This is a genomic window from Streptomyces sp. NPDC057702, assembly GCF_042799315.1.
In the GTDB taxonomy this organism is placed as follows: domain Bacteria; phylum Actinomycetota; class Actinomycetes; order Streptomycetales; family Streptomycetaceae; genus Streptomyces.
Genome location: NZ_JBHVJC010000001.1, coordinates 331,759 through 352,847 on the forward strand (window position 1 = coordinate 331,759; position 21,089 = coordinate 352,847).

General features: G+C 72.9%; 20 protein-coding genes. 14 read left to right on the forward strand and 6 right to left on the reverse strand.

The genetic code is table 11. The features are described 5' to 3' along the window. Positions 1-196: 196 nt before the first annotated feature. From ACFVFR_RS01225 to ACFVFR_RS01275, 11 genes are all read left to right on the forward strand, one after another. Entirely contained in the window at positions 197-1,528 is a 1,332-nt protein-coding gene (locus ACFVFR_RS01225; protein ID WP_383696694.1) for a cytidylyltransferase domain-containing protein, read from the forward strand. Further along, positions 1,525-2,448 carry an N-acetylneuraminate synthase family protein gene (locus ACFVFR_RS01230; protein WP_383696697.1) on the forward strand — a complete coding sequence of 308 codons (924 nt, stop codon included), beginning with the start codon at positions 1,525-1,527 and terminating at the stop codon, positions 2,446-2,448. Before ACFVFR_RS01225 ends, ACFVFR_RS01230 begins: the two co-directional genes overlap by 4 nt. Before the next feature lie 222 nt (positions 2,449-2,670). After that, positions 2,671-3,870 (forward strand): hypothetical protein, encoded by a 1,200-nt coding sequence (locus ACFVFR_RS01235; RefSeq protein ID WP_383696700.1) that lies wholly within the window; start codon positions 2,671-2,673, stop codon positions 3,868-3,870. A 178-nt stretch (positions 3,871-4,048) separates the two neighbouring features. After that, complete coding sequence (locus ACFVFR_RS01240) at positions 4,049-5,401, forward strand: amidohydrolase (protein ID WP_383696702.1); 1,353 nt, start codon at positions 4,049-4,051, stop codon at positions 5,399-5,401. Between the two features lie 142 nt (positions 5,402-5,543). After that, a complete protein-coding gene (locus ACFVFR_RS01245; RefSeq protein ID WP_383696704.1) occupies positions 5,544-6,578 on the forward strand; it encodes a BMP family protein in 1,035 nt (344 codons plus the stop codon). 190 nt (positions 6,579-6,768) lie between these two features. Then, positions 6,769-8,310, forward strand: coding sequence for an ABC transporter ATP-binding protein (locus ACFVFR_RS01250; protein ID WP_383696706.1), 1,542 nt, complete (start codon positions 6,769-6,771; stop codon positions 8,308-8,310). Next, positions 8,307-9,425: an ABC transporter permease gene (locus ACFVFR_RS01255; protein WP_383696709.1), complete on the forward strand. Its 1,119-nt coding sequence runs from the start codon at positions 8,307-8,309 to the stop codon at positions 9,423-9,425. Before ACFVFR_RS01250 ends, ACFVFR_RS01255 begins: the two co-directional genes overlap by 4 nt. Further along, positions 9,422-10,729, forward strand: coding sequence for an ABC transporter permease (locus tag ACFVFR_RS01260; protein WP_383696711.1), 1,308 nt, complete (start codon positions 9,422-9,424; stop codon positions 10,727-10,729). Before ACFVFR_RS01255 ends, ACFVFR_RS01260 begins: the two co-directional genes overlap by 4 nt. Beyond that, entirely contained in the window at positions 10,726-11,157 is a 432-nt protein-coding gene (locus ACFVFR_RS01265) for a cytidine deaminase (RefSeq protein ID WP_383696713.1), read from the forward strand. Before ACFVFR_RS01260 ends, ACFVFR_RS01265 begins: the two co-directional genes overlap by 4 nt. Positions 11,158-11,302: 145 nt before the next feature. Continuing rightward, on the forward strand, positions 11,303-12,580 hold the full coding sequence (locus ACFVFR_RS01270) for a thymidine phosphorylase (protein ID WP_383696715.1): 1,278 nt from the start codon (positions 11,303-11,305) through the stop codon (positions 12,578-12,580). 183 nt (positions 12,581-12,763) lie between these two features. Next, a complete protein-coding gene (locus ACFVFR_RS01275) occupies positions 12,764-13,354 on the forward strand; it encodes a Uma2 family endonuclease (RefSeq protein ID WP_383696718.1) in 591 nt (196 codons plus the stop codon). A gap of 82 nt (positions 13,355-13,436) precedes the next feature. Here ACFVFR_RS01275 and ACFVFR_RS01280 read toward each other — a convergent pair whose 3' ends face one another. After that, entirely contained in the window at positions 13,437-14,609 is a 1,173-nt protein-coding gene (locus tag ACFVFR_RS01280) for an MFS transporter (RefSeq protein ID WP_383696825.1), read from the reverse strand. Between the two features lie 414 nt (positions 14,610-15,023). On the opposite strand from ACFVFR_RS01280, the gene ACFVFR_RS01285 reads away from it, so the two are divergent. Beyond that, positions 15,024-16,055 (forward strand): LysR family transcriptional regulator, encoded by a 1,032-nt coding sequence (locus ACFVFR_RS01285; RefSeq protein WP_383696720.1) that lies wholly within the window; start codon positions 15,024-15,026, stop codon positions 16,053-16,055. 83 nt (positions 16,056-16,138) lie between these two features. Here ACFVFR_RS01285 and ACFVFR_RS01290 read toward each other — a convergent pair whose 3' ends face one another. Together ACFVFR_RS01290 and ACFVFR_RS01295 are read right to left on the reverse strand one after the other, a co-directional pair. Further along, positions 16,139-16,765: a TlpA family protein disulfide reductase gene (locus tag ACFVFR_RS01290; RefSeq protein WP_383696723.1), complete on the reverse strand. Its 627-nt coding sequence runs from the start codon at positions 16,763-16,765 to the stop codon at positions 16,139-16,141. A 189-nt stretch (positions 16,766-16,954) separates the two neighbouring features. Then, positions 16,955-17,728 (reverse strand): alpha/beta hydrolase, encoded by a 774-nt coding sequence (locus tag ACFVFR_RS01295; RefSeq protein ID WP_383696725.1) that lies wholly within the window; start codon positions 17,726-17,728, stop codon positions 16,955-16,957. A gap of 115 nt (positions 17,729-17,843) precedes the next feature. On the opposite strand from ACFVFR_RS01295, the gene ACFVFR_RS01300 reads away from it, so the two are divergent. After that, the gene (locus tag ACFVFR_RS01300; RefSeq protein WP_383696728.1) at positions 17,844-18,974 is read left to right on the forward strand and encodes an adenosine deaminase; all 1,131 of its coding nucleotides are present in this window, start codon (positions 17,844-17,846) and stop codon (positions 18,972-18,974) included. Between the two features lie 173 nt (positions 18,975-19,147). Further along, a complete protein-coding gene (locus tag ACFVFR_RS01305; RefSeq protein ID WP_383696731.1) occupies positions 19,148-19,381 on the forward strand; it encodes a hypothetical protein in 234 nt (77 codons plus the stop codon). An 80-nt stretch (positions 19,382-19,461) separates the two neighbouring features. Here the strand turns inward: ACFVFR_RS01305 and ACFVFR_RS01310 are convergent, their stop codons facing one another. The 3 genes from ACFVFR_RS01310 to ACFVFR_RS01320 all read right to left on the reverse strand — a co-directional run bounded on the left by ACFVFR_RS01310 (position 19,462) and on the right by ACFVFR_RS01320 (position 21,063). Continuing rightward, positions 19,462-19,668: a PspC domain-containing protein gene (locus tag ACFVFR_RS01310; protein ID WP_383696733.1), complete on the reverse strand. Its 207-nt coding sequence runs from the start codon at positions 19,666-19,668 to the stop codon at positions 19,462-19,464. Positions 19,669-19,755: 87 nt separating this feature from the next. Beyond that, entirely contained in the window at positions 19,756-20,304 is a 549-nt protein-coding gene (locus ACFVFR_RS01315) for a VanZ family protein (protein ID WP_383696736.1), read from the reverse strand. A gap of 135 nt (positions 20,305-20,439) precedes the next feature. Then, the gene (locus ACFVFR_RS01320) at positions 20,440-21,063 is read right to left on the reverse strand and encodes a hypothetical protein (protein WP_383696739.1); all 624 of its coding nucleotides are present in this window, start codon (positions 21,061-21,063) and stop codon (positions 20,440-20,442) included. Positions 21,064-21,089: the final 26 nt, after the last annotated feature.

Sequence of the window (21,089 nt, forward strand, 5' to 3'; positions counted from 1 at the left end):
GCCCGGCGAGCGCACCACGGCGGGCCGCGCGCCCGCACCCGCCGACCACCCGGCCGCCCCCGGCCGCCGCACCACCGACGCCTCACCGGCCAGGCCGCCGCGGGACCGGCAGGTCACGCCGGAGACGTCCACCACCCGATCCGGCGCGCAGCGCCACGAACCACCAGGCGCGCAGCGCCGCGAGTCAGGAGCCGCCATGTCCACCTCGGAGCCCGTAGGACGCGCCAGCGCGCCGGGCACAAGAACGACGGCCGAGGGCCCTGACGGCGACCGGCCCGGTGGCCGGGTGCTCGCGGTGATCCCCGCGCGGGGCGGCTCCAAGGGCGTGCCCGCCAAGAACCTGGCCGCCGTCGGCGGCGTGCCGCTGGTGGCCCGCGCGGTGCGCGAGTGCCGGGCCAGCCGCCTGGTCACCGACGTCGTGGTCTCCACCGACGACCCGGGCATCGCCGCCGCGGCCCGTGGCGCCGGCGCCGACGTCATCCAGCGGCCCACCGCGATCGCCGGCGACACCGCCACCAGCGAGGCGGCCGTACTGCACGCCATGGACACGCACGAGGCGGAGCACGACGGGCCCGGCAGCACGGAGGTGGTGCTGCTCGTGCAGTGCACCAGCCCGTTCATCCACCGCGAGGACATCGACGGCGTCGTCGGCGCCATCCTCGACGGCGGCGCCGACACCGCGCTGACCGTCGCGCCCTTCCACGGCTTCATCTGGCGCGACGCCGACGAGACGAAGACGCCGGCCGGTGACGCCGCCCAGGACGTGGCCAGCGGCGGCTTCGGCGTCAACCACGACAAGTCGTTCCGCCCGCGCCGCCAGGACCGGCCGCAGGACCTGCTGGAGACCGGCGCCGCCTACGCCATGCGCGCGGCCGGCTTCCGCGACCACCAGCACCGGTTCTTCGGCCACACCGTGCCGGTACGCACCGACGCCGCGCGGGTCCTGGAGATCGACGACCCGCACGACCTGGAGCGGGCCCGCGCCCTCGCGCCGCTCCTCGACGGTCCGGACGCCCTGGCCCACGGCGAGTACCTCCCCACCCACCTGCCCACCCGCGAGGACATCGACGCGGTGGTCATCGACTTCGACGGCACCCAGACGGACGACAGGGTGCTGATCGACTCCGAAGGACGCGAACTCGTCGCCGTACACCGTGGCGACGGACTCGGGATCGCGGCGATGCGCCGAGCGGGCGTCCCGCTGCTGATCCTGTCCACGGAGCAAAACCCGGTCGTCGCCGCGCGGGCCCGCAAGCTGCGGGTTCCCGTACTCCACGGCATCGACCGCAAGGACCTCGCACTGAAGCAGTGGTGCGAGGAGCAGGGCATCGCGCCCGAGCGCGTGCTCTATGTCGGCAACGACGTCAACGACCTCCCGTGCTTCGGCCTCGTCGGCTGGCCCGTGGCGGTCGCCGGTGCGCACGACGTCGTACGTGGCGCCGCACGCGCGGTCACCTCCACCCCCGGAGGAGACGGTGCGATCCGCGAGATCGCCTCGTGGATTCTTGGAAAGGAACTGTCTTCATGAGCTCCACCCGCCTCCGCACCCTCGGCGCCAAGACCGCGGGGCCCGGCCAGCCGGTCTACATCACCGGTGAGATCGGCATCAACCACAACGGTGACCTGGAGAACGCGTTCAAGCTGATCGACGTCGCCGCCGACGCCGGCTGTGACGCGGTCAAGTTCCAGAAGCGCACCCCGGAGATCTGCACCCCGCGCGACCAGTGGGACATCGAGCGCGACACCCCCTGGGGCCGGATGACGTACATCGACTACCGGCACCGCGTCGAGTTCGGCGAGGACGAGTACCGCCAGATCGACGAGCACTGCAAGAAGCGGGGCATCGACTGGTTCGCCTCCCCGTGGGACACCGAGGCCGTCGCCTTCCTGGAGAAGTTCGACATCCCGGCGCACAAGGTGGCGTCCGCCTCGCTGACCGATGACGAGCTGCTGCGCTCCCTGCGCGCCACCGGCCGCACGGTCATCCTGTCCACGGGCATGTCCACGCCGAAGCAGATCCGGCACGCGGTCGAGGTGCTGGGCAGCGACAACATCCTGCTCTGCCACGCCACCTCCACCTACCCGGCCAAGGCCGAGGAGCTCAACCTGCGGGTGATCAACACCCTCCAGGCCGAGTACCCCAACGTGCCGATCGGCTACTCCGGTCACGAGACGGGTCTGCAGACCACGCTCGCCGCGGTCGCCCTGGGCGCCACCTTCGTCGAGCGTCACATCACCCTCGACCGCGCCATGTGGGGCTCGGACCAGGCCGCCTCGGTGGAGCCGCAGGGCCTGCAGCGCCTGGTCCGCGACATCCGCACCATCGAGGAGTCCCTCGGTGACGGGGTCAAGAAGGTGTACGAGAGCGAGCTCGGCCCGATGAAGAAGCTGCGCCGGGTGTCCGGCGTCGTCGCCGAGTCGGAGGAGCGCGAGCCCGCCGCCGTGTGACCCCGTGTCCACGGGCCGTGGGCGCGCCGCGCCGCCTTCCGAGCCGGCGCACCCGGCAACTCCCGTCGGCAGTGCGGCCTCGTCGCCAGGCGAGGCCGCCGAGAGCGTGAGGTAGACCTCGTGAGCTCAACCACAGGGCCGGTCGGCCCTGTTCCGGAACCGGCCCCCACCGCGGGTGGGGCCGGTTCCGACCGCCGCGGGCGGCCCGAGCCCCGCCGCGGTGTGACCCGCCAGGACAAGGCGGCGGGCAGCACGCTCGCCTTCGTGGAGAGCCCGGTCCAGCTGCTGAACGTCCTGGAGTGGGCCCACGCCGACGCGCTGCGCGCGGCAGGCGGCATGGACGCGCCGCACGCGGCGGGCGGCGGCGCGCGACCGACGGGGGAGCCCGTCGACCCGGACGGCGGGGGCGCCCCGGCGGGCGCCCGGGCCGTGGCGGGCCCCGGTGTTGGGGCACCGGAGGACCTGACCGTGATCGTGCTCTCCCCGCACGACCCGATGACCCGTGGCCAGCTCCGCCGGATGGCGAAGCTGGCCAGGGACGAGGGCGTGCGGGTGCGTTGGGAGGAGGCGCGGGGTGGCGCGGGTGCGCCGTTGCGCACCATCGGCGGCCTGGCCTCGCTGCTGCGCGCCGCGCGCCGCATCGTCATCGGTGACCCCTTCTCGCGCTACGTCCAACTGCTGCTGACCATGGCCAGGGCCCGGGACCTGATCGTCGTGGACGACGGCACGGCCACCATGGAGTTCATCTCCCAACTGGCGCGCGGCGAGCGCCTTGAGCGCTGGCACCGACGCGGCAGCCGTGGCCCGCGCGACCTGGTCTTCGCACCCGTGTCGGCCAACGCGCGGCGGCGGCTCACCCCGGGGCAGCGGCGCCGGGTCGAGGTGTTCAGCTCGATGCCGGTGGAGCCGCCGCCGGGCATCACGGTCACGGCCAACACGTTCGCCTGGACCCGGGCCCGGTTCGGCCCGCCCCGACTGACGGGCGGCACCGACCTGGTGGGCACCTCGCTGGTGGAGACCGGCGTGGTGGACCTGGAGCGCTATCTGGAGGCGGTCGCGGGGTTGGCCCGCGAGCACGGGGCGACGCGCTACTTCGCCCACCGCAAGGAGAGCACCGACAAACTGCACCGGATCAGCGTGCAGGTGGGTCTGGAGATCGTGCGGCCCGACCTCCCGCTGGAGCTGATCGCCCGGCGCGGTCCCATAGGGCGGATGATCTTGAGTTTTCCGTCCACGGTCGTCCACACGCTGCCGCTGGCGCTCGCGGGCACCGGCATCAAGGTCGCCGTGTGTGACGTCGATCCGGCGTGGTTGACCTCGAACGCCTCGCCGCGCGCCCAGGGTTTCCTCTCGGGCGTCACCGGCACCGCTCGCGACGTGCAGCGACTGCCGTACGCACCGGCCTCGCCGACTCAGCCGTAACCGGTGGTCCGCTCACCCACGGTGAGCGGACCGTCATGCGGGTGACAGACGTAATCACCCGTCATACCCGCTTACGGGTCCGCCCATGCGAGGGGCGGCCCGTTTTTTCTTCCCCTAACGGGCTGAAGTTTTGTTGATCGCCGGGCAGTTGCCCCGCGCGGCGTCCTACGCTGCACGCGTGAACCACGTAACGTCCCGCGACTTTGAGCCCGAAGCCACCGCCCCGGCCGAGCTGCCCGGCGTCACCGCCGAGGCCGAACCGCCCGGTCGTCTGCCCGCCGCACTCCGTGCCGAACTCATCGACTTCCGGCGGGACCTGCACATGCATCCCGAGCTGGGCAACCGCGAGTTCCGCACCACGGCGGTCATCAAGGCCAGGCTGGAGCGGGCCGGCCTCGCCCCGCGCGTGCTGGCCATCGGCACCGGGCTCGTGTGTGACATCGACCCGGTCGAACTCGCCGAGGGCGGCGCGCCGGAGCGGGACGCGCACGCCGCGTACGGCGACGGGTTCCCGGGCGAGGCGGGGGACGCGGGGGCGCGCCGGGGCGACGGGCGGCCCTTCCTCGCGCTGCGCGCGGACATCGACGCGCTGCCGATCCCGGACACCAAGACCGTGGCGTACCGCTCGACGGTGCCCGACCGCGCCCACGCCTGCGGGCACGACGTGCACACCACCGTCGTCCTGGGCGCCGGTCTGGTCCTGGCCGACCTGGCCCGCCAGGGCCGGCTGCCGCACCCGGTGCGGCTGATCTTCCAGCCGGCCGAGGAGGTGCTGCCCGGCGGGGCGGCCGACATCATCGAGGACGGCGTGCTGGACGGCGTGGGTCGGATCATCGCCGTCCACTGCGACCCGCGCGTGGACGTGGGGCGGCTGGGGCTGCGGGTGGGGCCCATCACCTCGGCCTGTGACCGGCTGGAGGTCACGCTGGACGGCGCGGGCGGGCACACCGCCCGGCCGCATCTGACCACGGACATGGTCACCGCCGTCGCCAAGGTCGCCACCGAGGTGCCCGCGGTGCTCAGCCGCCGCGTGGACACCCGCTCCGGGCTCGCGCTGACCTGGGGGCGCATCGCCTCCGGCCACGCCTCCAACGTCATCCCGCAGCAGGCCGAGCTGTCCGGCACGGTGCGCTGCCTGGACCTGCCCGGCTGGCGTGCGGCGCCGGACCTGGTGCACGCGGCGATCGAGGAGGTCGCCACGCTGCACCGGGCCAAGTACGAGATCAACTACGTGCGCGGGGTGCCGCCGGTGGTCAACGAGGCGGAGGTCGCCGACCTGCTGCGGCGCGCGATGGTGGTCCGCCGTGGCGCGGACTCGGTGGAGGACACCGAGCAGAGCCTGGGCGGCGAGGACTTCTCCTGGTATCTGGAGCACGTGCCGGGCGCCATGGCCCGGCTCGGCGTGCGACGGGTCGGCGACACCACGCGGCGCGACCTGCACGCCGGGGACTTCGACGTCGACGAGGAGGCCATCGAGGTGGGCGTGGAGCTCTTCACCGCCGCCGCTTTGCTCGATCGCCACCTTCCGTAGGGCTTTCGGAGAGGGGACGGTCACGGGGGGTTCGCGACGATCCGATAACGGCTTGCGGACTCCCCTTTTCTGCGGTTCTACGCGCGTTACGATGCGGCGGAAATCAGCGCCGTAGGAGGCGCTTCGAGTGAAGGGGACCCTCGTGCGCCGGGCATCCAAGATCGCCGTCGCGGGCGTCGCTACCGCGGCTCTCGCCTTCTCCGCCACCGCGTGTGGCAGCAGTTCGGACGAAGGAGGCAAGGACAAGGGCATCGGCCTGGCGTACGACGTCGGCGGCCGGGGCGACCACTCCTTCAACGACTCCGCGGCCAAGGGCTTCGACAAGGCGAAGAAGGACCTCAAGGTGGGCGGCAAGGAGATGACCGCCAAGAACACCGACACTGAGGCCGACCGCTACCAGAAGCTCGCCGACCTCGCCGAGGCCGGCTACAACCCGGTCATCGGCGTCGGCTACGCCTACACCCCCTCGCTGGCCAAGGCCGCCAAGAAGTACAAGGACACCGACTTCGCCATCGTCGACTCCGAGGTCGCGGAGAAGAACGTGGCCAGCCTGGTCTCCGCCGAGCAGGAGGGCTCCTACCTGGCCGGTGTCGCCGCCGCCCTCAAGAGCAGGTCCGGCAAGGTCGGCTTCATCGGAGGCACCAACAGCGCGCTGATCAAGAAGTTCGCCGCCGGGTACGTCCAGGGCGTCAAGGACACCAACCCGAAGGCCACCGTCGACGTCCAGTGGGTCACCCCGGGCAGCACCGACGGCTTCGGCCTGCCCGACCGTGGCAAGGACATCGCCGAGGGCATGCTCGACAAGAACATCGACGTCATCTACTCGGCGGCGGGCGGCTCGGGCGCCGGCGCCATCGAGGCCACGGCCAAGAAGAAGGGCACCTGGTCGATCGGCGTCGACGGCGACCAGTACTTCGAGAAGGGCCTGACGGACTACAAGAACTCCATCCTGACCTCGGTGGTCAAGAACGTGGACGGCTCCGTCTACGACTTCATCGCCAGCGTCCTGAAGGACAAGAAGCCGATGACCGGCGTCCAGACGTACGACCTCAAGCAGGGCGGCGTCTCCCTCTCGTACTCCGGCGGCTTCCTCGACGACATCAAGCCGAAGATCGAAGAGGCCAAGAAGAAGATCGTCGCCGGCGACATCAAGGTGCAGTCCACCTACGCGGGCTGACCCGCGCACGGGCCGTACGGCCGCATCGGGCCTGGAGGACGCCGCGTAGCCGCCGCCTCCAGGCCCTTCCCCTGGGCCGTCGCCTCCCCTCTCCCGCGAGGCCGTCACCACCCCACCCTCTGGAGTCGCCATCAAAGCCGCCAACGCCCCCACGGGCGAGCCACCCGCAGGCGAGGGGCAACCCGTCGCCGTGGAACTCCGCGGAATCACCAAGCGGTTCCCCGGCGTCGTCGCCAACCACGACATCGACATCTCGGTCCGACGCGGCACCGTGCACGCCCTCGTCGGCGAGAACGGCGCGGGCAAGTCGACCCTGATGAAGATCCTCTACGGGATGCAGCGGCCCGACGAGGGCACCATCGCCATCGACGGCGAACAGGTCGAACTGCACTCGCCGGGCGACGCCATCGCACGCCGCGTGGGCATGGTGCACCAGCACTTCATGCTCGCCGACTACCTCACCGTCCTGGAGAACATCGTCCTCGGCGCCGAGAAGCAGCACGGCATCGGGGCCCGGGCACGCGCCAGGGTGCGCGAGATCTCCGAGGCGTACGGGCTCGGTGTGCGGCCCGACGCGCTGGTGGAGGACCTCGGCGTGGCCGACCGGCAGCGGGTGGAGATCCTGAAGGTGCTCTACCGGGGCGCCCGCGTCCTCATCCTGGACGAGCCGACCGCGGTGCTGGTCCCACAGGAGGTCGACGCGCTCTTCGACAACCTGCGCGAACTCACCTCCGAGGGGCTGACGGTGCTGTTCATCTCGCACAAGCTGGGCGAGGTGCTCTCGGTCGCCGACGACATCACCGTCATCCGGCGCGGCACCACCGTCGCCTCCGTCAAGCCGGCCGACACCACCGCCCAGCAGCTCGCCGAACTGATGGTGGGCAGCGAACTGCCCTCGCCGCAGACCTGCGAGTCCACCGTCACCGACGTGGAACTGCTGCGCGTGGCGGGCCTGCGGCTGAGCGCCAGCGACGTGGACGGCGTGGAACGTCCCGTCCTGGACGGCGTCGACCTGACCATCCACAAGGGCGAGATCCTGGGCATCGCCGGTGTCGAGGGCAACGGACAGGCCGAACTCGTCGAAGCGATCATGGGCATGCGCGTCCCCGACGGCGGCACCGTCACCCTGGACGGCGAGGACATCTCGCACGCCCCCACCCGCGCCCGGCGCGAGGGCGGCATCGGCTACATCCCCGAGGACCGCCACCGGCACGCGCTGCTCCTGGAGGCGCCGCTGTGGGAGAACCGCGTCCTGGGGCACGTCACCGAGGCGCCCAACAGCCGTGGCTGGCTGCTGGACCCGAAGGCCGCGCGGCGTGACACCGAGCGCATCGTGGCCGAGTACGACGTACGCACCCCCGGCATCGAGGTGACGGCCTCCTCGCTGTCCGGCGGCAACCAGCAGAAGCTGATCGTGGGCCGGGAGATGAGCCACCTGCCCAAGCTGCTCATCGCCGCCCACCCCACGCGCGGCGTGGACGTCGGCGCGCAGGCCCAGATCTGGGACCAGATCCGCGCCGCCCGCCGCGAGGGCCTGGCCGTGCTGCTGATCTCGGCCGACCTGGACGAGCTGATCGGCCTGTCCGACACGCTGCGGGTGATGTACCGAGGCCGGCTGGTGGCCGACGCCGACCCCGCCACGATCACGCCCGAGGAGCTGGGCTCGGCGATGACCGGCGCGGCCAGCGGCCACCTGGAGCACCCCACCGACGGGCCGGGAGAGGGCCGATGAAGAAGTTCGACAGGGAGCGGGTGCTGCTGGCGGTCGCCGCCCCCGCGCTCGCCCTGGTCACCGCGTTCCTGCTGACCGCGCTGGTGCTGGCGGCCACGGGCAAGCAGCCGTTCAACGCCTTCGGCGTGATGTTCGAGTACGGCAGCAAGGCCGACAGCCAGGTCTACATCCTCAACAAGGCCACCACGTACTACCTGGCCGGTCTCGCGGTCGCCATCGGCTTCCGGATGAACCTGTTCAACATCGGCGTGGACGGCCAGTACCGGCTCTCCGCCTTTCTCGCGGCAGCCGTCGGCGGCGCGCTGAACCTGCCGGGCCTGGTCCAGATCCCGCTGATCATCCTGGTGGCCATGCTGGTCGGCGCCATGTGGGCCTCGATCGCCGGACTGCTCAAGGTCTACCGGGGCGTCAGCGAGGTGATCAGCACCATCATGCTCAACTCGCTGGCCACCGCCCTCATCAGCTACCTGCTGGTGGACGGTCGGCTCGGCGTCCTCGACTCGGACACCAACATCGTCTCGACGGAGCCGCTGCCCGAGTCCAGCCACTTCTTCACCATCCCGACCGGCGGCGACCTCGAACCGGTCTGGGGCTTCCTGGTGGTGGCCGTGCTCGCCGGGCTGGCGTTCTGGTTCGTGCTGGGCCGCACCCGGTTCGGCTTCGACCTGCGCTCGGTGGGCCGCTCCGAACCCGCCGCGCAGGCCAGCGGCGTGAGCGTCAAGCGCATGGTGGTCACCAGCATGGTGCTCTCCGGCGCGATGGCGGGCCTGGTCGGCATGCCGACCGTGCTCAACGACACCCACCAGTTCACCGCCGACTTCCCGATCGGTGTCGGTTTCACCGGCATCGCCGTGGCCCTGCTGGGCCGCAACCACCCCGTCGGCATCGCGCTCGGCGCGCTGCTGTGGGGCTTCCTCGAACGCGGCGCCAACCGGCTGGAGTTCGAGGGCTACGACAAGGAGATCGTCGGCGTGATGCAGGGCGTCATCGTGCTCTGCGTCGTCATCGCCTACGAACTGGTGCGCCGCTACGGCATCAAGCGCCAGCAACAGCGGGTGGGCGCCGAACTCGCCGCCCAGGCCGTCCAACACACCCAGCGGGAGGTGGCCCAGTGAGCGGCGCCCCGACTCTCACCAAGAGCCCCCAGGTCTCGCCCGGCGCCTCGCGGACCGCCGCCGGCAGGCTCTCCTTCGCCAAGGTGCTGCTGATCATCGCCGGCGCCCTGATCACCCTGTCGGTGGTGCGCGAGATCATCGACCAGGTCGCCCACGGCCAGACCCCGGCGTTCAACAACATCACCTCCTCCGGCCAGATCGCCGCCGGTCTCTCGATGGCCGTGCCCATCGGCCTGGCCGGCCTCGGCGGGCTGTGGGCCGAGCGGGCCGGCGTGGTCAACATCGGGCTCGAGGGCATGATGATCCTCGGCACGTTCTTCGGCGCTTGGGCCGGCTACCAGTGGGGCCCGTGGACCGGTGTGCTGGCCGGCGTCGTCGGCGGGGCGCTGGGCGGCCTGGTGCACGCGGTGGCCACGGTCACCTTCGGCGTGGACCACATCATCTCCGGCGTGGCCATCAACATCCTGGCCCTGGGCGCCACCACGTACCTGGCCAAGCGCTGGTTCGAGCCGCTGGCCGACGAGGGCGGCAGCCCCAAGCAGTCGCCGCAGGTCGACGACATCCCGCAGTTCACCGTGCCCGGCCTGGCCGACTGGCTGGCCGACCTGGAGAAGCACCACTGGTTCCTGGTCTCCGACCTCGCGGGCATCGTCGGCGGCCTGGTCACCGACATCTCGGCGCTGACCATCGTGGCCATCGCCCTGTTCGTCGGCTCCTTCCTCGTCCTGTGGAAGACCTCCTTCGGGCTGCGGCTGCGCTCCTGCGGCGAGAACCCGGTGGCCGCCGAGTCGCTCGGCGTCAACGTCTACCTCTACAAGTACGCGGCCGTCGTCACCTCCGGCGCGCTGGCCGGCCTCGGCGGCGTCTTCCTCGCCCTGGTCCGCTCGCACATCTACAACGAGGGCCAGACCGGCGGTCGTGGCTACATCGGCCTGGCCGCCATGCTCTTCGGCAACTGGCGCCCCGGCGGCCTGGCCATGGGCGCGGGCCTGTTCGGCTACTCCGACGCGCTGCAACTGCGCAGCGGCGGAACCACCGTGCACGCCCTGATCCTGCTCCTCGCGCTGGCCCTGCTGGCACTCGCGGTATGGCGCGCCACCCGAAAGCAGCACATCGCGGCGGCGCTGAGCGGTGTGGCCGCCGCCCTGCTGATCGTCTGGTACGCCATGACCGACTCCGTACCGAACGAGCTCGTCGGCGCCACGCCGTACATCGTGACCCTGCTGGTGATGGCCCTGGCCGCGCAACGTCTGCGCATGCCCAAGGCCAACAACCGGCCCTACCGACGGGGCCAGGGCGGATGAGCGGGCCACCCGAGCCCGCCGGCCCGACCGCCCGGCCCACCGAGGACACCTGGCGCTCCCTGCGCCACCAGGCCCGGGAGGCGATGGGCCGGGCCTACGCCCCCTACTCCGGCTTCCCTGTCGGGGCCGCCGCCCTGGTCGACGACGGCCGCACCGTCACCGGCTGCAACGTCGAGAACGCCGCCTACGGGGTGGCGCTGTGCGCCGAGTGCGGCCTGGTCTCCGCCCTGTTCGCGGGCGGCGGCGGCCGGCTGACCGCGTTCACCTGCTGCGACCGCGAGGGCCGGGTCCTCATGCCCTGCGGTCGCTGCCGGCAGCTCCTGTGGGAACACGGCGGCCCGCGGCTGTGGGTGGACACCGCCCGTGGCATCCGTCCGCTGGCCGAACTGCTCCCGGACGCGTTCGGCGCCGCTGACCTCGAACGATAGGACCACCCCGGGCGTTGTACGAGCCAGCGGCCCGACCACCGGACCCGTCACGACGGCCCGGGGTGGCCGCTCGCCCCGCCCGACCGCGCGGGCGCGCGCCCCCGCGCGCCCGCCGCCGCCCCCGTACCGAAAGGCCCGTACGCCCATGGACGCCATCTCCGTCATCCGCGCCAAGCGCGACGGCCACCGCCTGAGCGACGCTCAGATCGACTGGGTCATCGACGCGTACACCCGGGGCGACGTCGCCCACGAGCAGATGTCCGCGTTGGCCATGGCGATCTACCTGAACGGCATGAACCGCGCCGAGATCGCCCGTTGGACCGCCGCCATGATCGCCTCGGGCGAGCGGATGGACTTCTCCTCGCTGCCTCGGGTGACCACCGACAAGCACTCGACCGGCGGCGTCGGCGACAAGATCACGCTGCCGCTCGCCCCGCTCGTCGCGGCCTGCGGCGCCGCCGTCCCGCAGCTCTCCGGGCGGGGCCTTGGCCACACCGGCGGCACCCTGGACAAGCTGGAGTCCATCCCCGGCTGGCGGGCCGCGCTCAGCAACGACGAGATGCTGGGCGTGCTGGCCGACGTCGGCTCCGTCATCTGCGCCGCCGGCGACGGCCTGGCCCCCGCCGACAAGAAGCTGTACGCGCTGCGCGATGTCACCGCGACCGTCGAGTCCACCCCCCTGATCGCCTCCTCGATCATGTCCAAGAAGATCGCCGAGGGCACCGCCTCCCTGGTCCTGGACGTCAAGGTCGGCTCCGGCGCCTTCATGAAGGACATCGACGCCGCCCGCGAACTGGCCACCACCATGGTGGGCCTGGGCACCGACCACGGGGTGCGCACCGTCGCGCTGCTGACCGACATGTCCACGCCGCTCGGCCTGACCGCCGGCAACGCCCTGGAGGTGCGCGAGTCGGTGGAGGTGCTGGCCGGCGGTGGCCCGGCCGACGTGGTCGAGCTGACCCTGGCGCTGGCCCGCGAGATGCTGACGGCGGCCGGGCTGCCCGACGCCGACCCGGAGCGTGCGCTGGCCGACGGCTCGGCCATGGACCACTGGCGCCGCATGATCCTCGCCCAGGGTGGCGACCCGGACGCGGCACTGCCCGTCGCCCGCGAACAGCACGTGGTCAACGCCTCCGCCGACGGCGTGCTCACCACCCTGGACGCCTACGCCGTGGGCGTCGCCGCCTGGCGGCTGGGCGCCGGCCGCGCCCGCCGCGACGACCCGGTCCAGCCGGGCGCCGGCATCGAGCTGCACGCCAAGCCGGGCGACCGCATCGCCGCCGGCCAGCCGCTGCTGACCCTGCACACCGACACCCCGGAGAAGTTCGGCTACGCCCTGGAGGCCCTCAACGGCGGCGTGCTGATCGCGCCGCCCGGCACGGACTTCGAGCCGCGGCCGGTGATACTCGACCGCATCGGGTAGCCGTCGGCGCCGGGCTCCAGACGCCCCCGCCCCGCCGCTGGTCGGGAGCGGAGCGGGGGCGCGGCGGCGGTAGCGCGCGGGTTCGCCGTGCGCTCACACGTTCGAGTGGTGAGTGTCGGTGAACCGACCTTGGACCGGTTGGGCATGCTGAGATCGGTGACGCAACCAATGCAGGAGACCGCCATGAGCGCACTCACCGTCGACCACTCCTCGGCCTCCGGCCGGGAGTGGGACGACCTGGTCCGTGTCCGGGAGGAGACGGACGCACCCGAGGGCTGCGAGGTGGAGATCATCGAGGGGATCGTCACCGTGGCACCACCACCGTCCTGGGAACACCACGAGGCCGCCGACGAGGTGCGGCGAGTGTTGTACGGGGTCATCTCCAGAGACTGGTCGATCCCCCAGAACCTGGGCGTCACCGTGCCGGAACGCAGAGGGGCCTTCGTTCCGGATCTTGTGGTGATCCCGAAGAAGGCCCCGCGAGGGGAGAGGGGGTATCCAGCAGCGGGAGAGGCGCGGCTCGTCGTGGAGATCACCTCACGCGGCAACGCCCATCACGACAGGATCGACAAGCTTCGCGCCTACGCCACCGCGGCGGTGCCGCTCTATCTCCTGCAGGACTCGTGGCACTCAGGCAAGCCCACAGCCACGCTCTACGGCCAACCGAGGAACGGCATGTGCCGAGTCCTCGACACCGTGACCCACGACAGTGAGCTGAGGTTGCCGGAGCCGTTCGACGTCACGCTGGACGCGGGGCTCTTTCCGGTCGCGTGACCGGGGCCCCGGGGCGCCGCCGGGTGGCGCGGCACCCCGGGGCGGGCGGCGCGGCGTCGGGCGCGCGGCCCCGCTCCGCCGGTCAGCGTGCCGCCGCCAGCGCCCGTCGGGCCACCAGGGCCCGGCGCGTGGCGTACAGCGTGATGCCCGCCGCGCCGACCATCGCCGCCAGGCCGAGGACCACCGTGCCCTCCCAGCCCGCCGCGTGGAAGGCCATGGCGCCCAGCGTGCCGCCGGCGCTGCTGCCCAGGTAGTACGCCGACTGGTAGAGCGCGGACGCCTGGGCGCGGCCCGTGGTGGCGGTGCGGCTGACCGAGGAGGAGGCCACGGCGTGCCCGGCGAAGAAGCCTGCGGTGATCAGCACCAGCCCGAGCAGCACCGCGAGCAGCGAGGTGGTCAGGGTCAGCAGCAGGCCCAGCGCGGTGGTGCCCACCGCGAGGTAGAGCGCGCCGCGCCGCCCCAGCCGACCGACCAGCCGCCCCGCGGCGGCCGAGGAGAGCGTGCCCACCAGGTAGACCAGGAAGATCGAGCCGACCACGCCCTGCGGCAGGTGGAACGGCTCCTCGATCAGCCGGTAGCCGATCACCGTGTAGACCGCGCCGAAGACGGTCATGAACAGCGCCCCGATCGCGTACAGCCGGCGCAGCAGCGGATCGGCCAGGTGCTCGCCGAGGGTACGGGCCAGCGCGCGCGGTCCGACCGGCCGCGCGGTGAAGTGGCGGGCCGGCGGGACCAGGAGGCGGAAGGCCACCGCGCACACCGCCGCCAGCAGCCCCACCGCGGCCAACGCCGCCCGCCAGCCCCACGCCTGGGCGACCCAGCCGGTGAGGATGCGGCCGGACATGCCACCGACGCTGTTGCCGGCGACGAACAGTCCGATCGCCCCCACCAGGGCCCGGGCGCGTACCTCCTCGGCCAGGTAGGCCATGGCGGAGGCGGGCACCCCGGCCAGCGCCGCGCCCTGTACGGCGCGCAGCGCGACCAGCCACCCCAGGTTGGGCGCGAAGGGCGTGAGCAGGGCGACCAGGGCGGCGACGCCCAGCGAGACGGTCATCAGGGTGCGCCGGCCGAAGCGCTCGGACAGGGCGCTCAGCGGCAGGACGGCCAGCGCGAGGGCGCCGGTCGCGGCCGACACGGTCCAACTCGCCTGCCCCGGCGTGACGCCCAGGTCACCGGAGATGGCGGGCAGCAGCGCCTGCGTCGAGTACAGCAGCGCGAAGGTGGAGATGCCGGCCGCGAGGAGCCCGAGGCTCATCCGACGGTATCCGGGCCCGCCCGGCCGCAGCGTGTCGGCCTCGACGTCGGCTCCCTCGCCGCCGCCGCCGTCGCCGTCGCGGGCGTCCGGCGCGGGGCGGCAGGCGCGGTCGTCGGGGGCGGCCGGCCGCTGGTGCGCGTGGGAGGCGGCGGGGCCGCGACGGCGGGCGGCGCGGCCGGAGTCGACGGTGGCGGGCGCGTCGGCCGTGGTGGCCGGGCACGCGGGCGGGGCCGGGGCGACCAGGGTCGCGGCGGCGGCCGTCGTGGTCGCGGTCGTGGTGGAACGGGGGGACGGCGCGGTAGAGGCGCCCACACGAGTTTCGGTGGACGCCCCGGTATCAGCGGGAGGCATGTCCACGACCGTAGGCAGCGCCCTTTCATGCGTCCAATGCACAACATCGCGATAATCGATCCCATGGTGCATGAGCGCAGGTCAACACGTTCCGTGTCACGTCCGGGCAAGGAAAAAGTCACGTCGGCCACATCGGAGGCCACGTCACCTTCGTCGTCACCGGCGGACTCCGCCGCGCCCGGCACCCACGCCGCCTCCTGGGCCGCCGCCCTCGCGCCCCGACTGGTGCAGTTCGCGGCCGTGGCCCGGTACGAGCACGTCACCCGCGCCGCCCAGCGACTCGGCGTGCCCCAGTCGACCCTCAGCCGGGCCATGGTGCGGCTTGAGGCGGACCTGGGTGTCGCCCTGTTCGCCCGGCACGGCCGCACCGTCTCGCTCACGCCGGCCGGCCACACCTTCCTGGCCTCCACGCGGCGGGCGCTGGCCGAGGTGGAGCGGGCCGCCGAGTCCGTACGGGCCGACGCCGACCCCGCGGCCGGCAAGGTGGCCTTCGGGTTCCTGCACACCCTGGGCTCGGAGACCGTGCCCGGCCTGCTCCGCGCCTTTCGGGCCGACCATCCGCGCGTGCGCTTCCAACTCGTCCAGAACTACGGCGAGGCGATGCTCGAACGCCTGCGGGCCGGCGATCTGGACCTGTGCCTGACCTCGCCCGTGCCCGACGCCCCGGACCTGGTCGCCCGCCGCCTGGACGAGCAGAAGCTACGCCTGGTCGTCCCCGAGGACCACCGGCTCGCGCACCGCAAGCGCGTCCGGCTGGCCGAGGCGTCCGAGGAACTGTTCGTCACCCTGGAGCCGGGGTACGGGCTGCGCCGGATCACCGACGCGGTGTGCGCCGAGGCCGGGTTCACGCCGAAGGTCGCCTTCGAGGGCGAGGAGGCGGAGACGCTGCGCGGCCTGGTGGCGGCCGGCCTGGGCGTGGCGCTGCTGCCGCCGCCGGCGGTGCCCCGGCCCGGCGTGGTGGAGCTGACGGTCACGGCGCCGCGCGCGGTCCGCGAGATCGGCGTGGCCTGGCTCGACGGCCACCCGGACACCCCGCCGGTGACGGCGTTCAAGCGCTTCCTGCTGAGCCGGCGTGGCCAGCTCCTGCCCCGTTGACGGGCGGCCCGGTCGCGACAGCGCCCCGCTGACGGGGGGCGCGCCTCGCCGCCGGCCGGGCGAGGCGCCGCGTACCCCGTCGGCTAGGACTTCTCCGCCACCAGCGGCTTGAGGGCCTCGCGCAGGTCGTCCTCGCTGACGGGGCTGAGCGCGCGGGCGGCGATCTTGCCGTCGCGGTCGATGAACAGGGTGGAGGGGATGCCCTGCGGGTTGAAGCTGCCCTTGGGGAAGTGCAGCGCGAGCTTGCCGGCCGGGTCGTGCCAGCTCGGGTAGCGCACCCCGAGCTCCTTCTCGAACCTGGTGCCCTGGCTCTTCTCGTGGTCGCTGTTGAGGCCGATGAACACGACGTCGTCCCGGGTCTCGGCGGCGACCTTGACCAGGCTCGGCGTCTCGGCGCGGCACGGCGGGCACCAGGAGGCCCACAGGTTGATCGCGACGACCTTGCCCCGGTAGTCCGCGAGCGTGATCCGGTCGCCGTCCAGCGCCGCCCCGGCGATGTCGGGGGCCGGCTTGCGATCGGCCTTGGCCACGGTCTCGACGACGCTCGACCCGTTCCGGGTGAAGGTGGCCTTGCCCGAGGAACCGCCACCGCCACATCCGGTGAGCGCCACAGTGGCGGCGAGCGCGCCGGCCACCAGGCCAGCGACGCTGGCGGGCGCGGAGCGACGGCTGCGGACACGCGTACGGGAAACCGGCCGACGGTAAGGCATGCGCCAAGTCTTCCACGGCCCCCGCGACCACCCCCGCGCGCCCCACCCCTACACTCCGGGACGCCCCCGAGATCCCCCCGGGACCTCCCCGAGCCGGCCTCCCACCAGGCCCTACGCCCCCGTCCGGGCGCCCCGCCCGTGGTGCCCTCGTGCCGCCCCCGCCCGTGGCCGCTTCCCCGGCCCGTCGGGCTACCGCCGCAGTGAGGCGCCGAAGCCCGCCGCCAGCGGCATACGCAGGCCGATCGGCGGCGGGGCGGCCAACGCGTCCGCCAGTGGACGCGCGTAGTCCTGGTCGAAGAGGGAGCCCAGCGCGAAGTCGGCGGCCAGGGCGTACACCTCGGGGCGGTGCTGGTGCAGGCGGTGACCGTCGGTGTGGACCTCGAAGCGGCACACCGCGCTGTTTATCTTCTTGGCCCGTTCCACCAGCCGGTAGGAGAGCTCGGGATCGGTGTGGGCGTCGTTGGTGCCGTGCACGACGAGCACCCGCCGGCCCGCCAGGTGCTTGACCGGGTCGGGGCTCAGCGTGGCCTCCGGGCCGGGCAGCCACGGGGCCAGCGCGAGCACCGAGCCCACCGCCGGGTGGCCGGCGGCCCGCAGCGCGGCCCGCGCGCCCATGCCCGTGCCGATGAGGCAGATCGGCACGTCGCCGTAGCGCCGGACGACCTCGTCGGTGGCCCATTCCGCGTCCCGCGCCGGGTCCGCCGCCGAGCCGTTCCAGCCGCGACATCGATAGCGCACGACATGTGCGGTGAGCCCCTCGGCCCGGCCCGCCCTGGCCAGCCCGCGCGCGAGCGGCCACATCGCCGCGCCGGCCAGCGTGGAGGGTCGCCGGGTTCCGGTTGGCGTACCGTCGGGCAGCAGCAACACCACCCCGCCGACGGTCCTTCCGGCCGCCGCCACCCCAACGGGTCGCCCCAGCCGGGCGCTTCGATCCGGTCGTCCCGGCAACGCTTGCTGAGCCATGCCAGAACGATGGCAGAAGCGGGGGTGTACACCACCCCGCTGGCTGGTCACCGTTCCGTATCTATCCGGTCGGTTACCCCGGGCGATCTACGCGCGTAGGGGCTATGGTGCGCAGATGACGAGCGAGAACACCCAGCGACCCGACCCGGAGCAGATCCGCCGCGCCCCCAAGGTCCTGCTGCACGACCACCTCGACGGTGGGCTGCGCCCGGCCACCATCGTCGAACTGGCCCGGGAGAGCGGCTACGACGGCCTGCCGGAGACCGACCCGACCACGCTCGGAGCCTGGTTCCGCGCGGCGGCCGACTCCGGTTCGCTCGAACGCTATCTGGAGACCTTCGCCCACACCTGTGCCGTGCTGCAGAGCGCGGCGGCGCTGCGCCGGGTGGCCGCCGAGTGCGCCGAGGACCTGGCCGCCGACGGTGTCGTCTACGCCGAGGTGCGCTACGCCCCCGAGCAGCACCTGGAGCAGGGGCTGACCCTGGAACAGGTCGTCGAGGCGGTCAACGACGGCTTCCGCGAAGGCGAGCGCCGGGCGCGCGCGGCCGGCCACCGCATCCGCGTGGGAGCGCTGCTCACTGCGATGCGACACGCCGCCCGCTCGCTGGAGATCGCCGAACTCGCCAACCGCTACCGCGACCTGGGCGTCGTCGGCTTCGACATCGCCGGGGCCGAGGCGGGCTTCCCGCCCACCCGCCACCTCGACGCGTTCGAGTACCTCAAGCGCGAGAACAACCACTTCACCATCCACGCCGGCGAAGCGTTCGGGCTGCCGTCGATCTGGCAGGCGCTCCAGTGGTGCGGCGCCGACCGGCTCGGGCACGGAGTGCGGATCATCGACGACATCCAGACCGCCGCCGACGGCACCGTCACGCTCGGCCGGCTCGCCAGCTACGTCCGGGACAAGCGCGTCCCGCTGGAACTGTGCCCCACCTCCAACCTCCAGACCGGCGCCGCCGCCTCGTACGCCGAGCACCCCATCGGCCTGCTACGCCGGCTGCACTTCCGCGCCACGGTCAACACCGACAACCGGCTGATGAGCGGCACGAGCATGAGCCGCGAGTTCGAGCACCTCGTGGCGACCTTCGGCTACTCGCTGGACGACATGCAGTGGTTCACCGTCAATGCCATGAAGTCCGCGTTCATCCCTTTCGATGAACGTCTGGCGATGATCAACGATGTGATCAAGCCCGGATACGCCGAGTTGAAGGCCCAGTGGCTGTTCCGCCAGACGACCGTCGGGTAGCCGCTGACCAGCGATTCTTCCGGCGATCCCGGGGGGTGCGGGCGCTGTCGCGAGCAGCGGGGCGCGTACCGGCACTTCCGACATCCCCGCCCATCTCCGGTGTTTGCGGGGCGTCGGAACGGCTGGCTACGTTGCAGTGCCGCTCAAGAACCCCGTACCAAGGAAGATTTCTGATGAAGCAGGGAACGATCAAGACCCTCGGTGTCGCCGCTCTCGGCATCGCCTTCGCCGCTACCGCCGCAGGGACCGCATCGGCCGCCGGAACCGGGCTTGAGCCGCTCACCGGCCCCGCCACGGACGCGGTCAAGACGCTGCCCAAGGAGACCAAGGGCATCGACAAGACCGCCCCGCAGGGCGCGCAGGACCCGGTGCAAGGGCTGCTCGGAGGGCTGCCGATCGGAGGCTGAGCCTCACCCGCGGACCACGGTGGGCCGCACATCCGGCGACGGGTGTGCGGCCCACCGCCGTGTCCGCCCCACCCGACGCCTCACCACGCGCTCCCGCGCCTGCGGTCGTCGGCTGGCAGCAGCACCCACAGCGCGAGGTAGAGCAGGAACTGCGGGCCCGGCAGCAGACACGAGGCCACGAAGAGGAACCGCATCGTGGTCGCCGAGGTCCCGAAGCGCTGGGCCAGCCCGGCGCACACGCCGGCGATCATCTTGCGGTCCTGGGGGCGTACGAGAGTGCCGTTCATGTCCGACTCCTTGCGGTCGTGCCCGGTCTCACCCGGGAAGCTGTCGATAGCTCCACGCTAGGTGTCACGGGCCGCCGAGGCGTCGCACTACGGTGCGATACGGACCCTGGTCATTGTGGGGGTCAACCCTGAGGTCGCGTCCTCCCGTGGGAGGGTGGGCGCCGGCCCGCCCCGCGCCCTGCGGCGGAGCCGACCCCGTACGGCGGGCACCACGGCCAGGTGCGCGAGGGCGACGCCCGCCGTGTTGAGCAGCACCGTGTCGACGTCCACGACCTGGCCCGCGATGGTGCTCTGGGCGAGCTCGACGGCGCACGAGATGAGCGCGCTGGCCAGGACCGTACGCAGCAGCGAGCCCAGCCGGTGGGCGTCGACGCGGCCCCCCGCCAGCGGCAGGAGCACGCCCAGCGGCGCGTACAGCAGCAGCTCGCGCCCGATCCGCCGGGTGGCCTCGGCGAAGCCGACGTCCAGGTCACCACGGATCGAGGCCAGTGGCTCCAGGTTGCCGGCCGTCACCCAGGTGGCGGTCAGCGGGCGCAGGGAGAGCCAGCCGATGAAGGCGAGCTGCGCCGCGAGGAGGAGGATGCCCGCGAGGCGGAAGCGGATGTCGGCCGTGCGGCCGGGACCATGACCCTGCACGCCAGACAGGACGCGCGGCGCCGGCGTCGCGGTTCCGCGAGCCCCACGGTGACGACCCTCACGCTCGCGGCGCCGGGGCTCGCCCCCACTTGTGCCGCCGTCCGGTGCCGCCACCGGCCGTCCGCCACCGGTCGCTCACTCCAGCAGCGTGCCCGAGCTCTGCGCGCTCTCGGGGTGCGTGCGCAGGTCCGTCCCGCACTCGTACCGCTTGAGCTCGCCCCTGCCGAGCGCGTCCCCGGCCGTGGTGGTGGCGGGTCCGCCGAGCACCACCGCGCGACGGTGGTCCACCGCCGGGGTCCTGGCGAAGGTGCACACGAGCTGGGCCAGCGCGAAGGAGGGCAGCCCGTCCGGTTCCCGATTCAGCCGCAGGGTGCCGGGCGGGTCACCCTTGACCGAACCCGAGACCCGCACCTCCGTCTCCACCTCGGTGGTGAAGCCCGCCTTCTTCTCGGCGGTCGACAGCTCCTGGTGGAGCTGGCTGAGCAGGGCCCGCGCGAAGTCCTCCGGGCGCGGCGCCTTGTCGCCCCGGGGGAGCTGGATCACCCGCTCCACGGGCAGCAGCTGCGAGGTGCACACGAGCTGCACGGTGACGCTGACCCCGCCGGCGGGGCGCACGGCGGTGTCCGCCTTCGTGGCGGGCACCTTGCACGAGGCGCGCGAGGGCGCGGCCCCGGCGTCCACCGGCACCGAGGTGGGGCGGATGCCGCACCCGGCGACCAGCAGCGCGGCGACCGCCCCGAACACCCCGAGCGAGGCCACCCCGGCCCGCGCCCCCCGCCGACCGG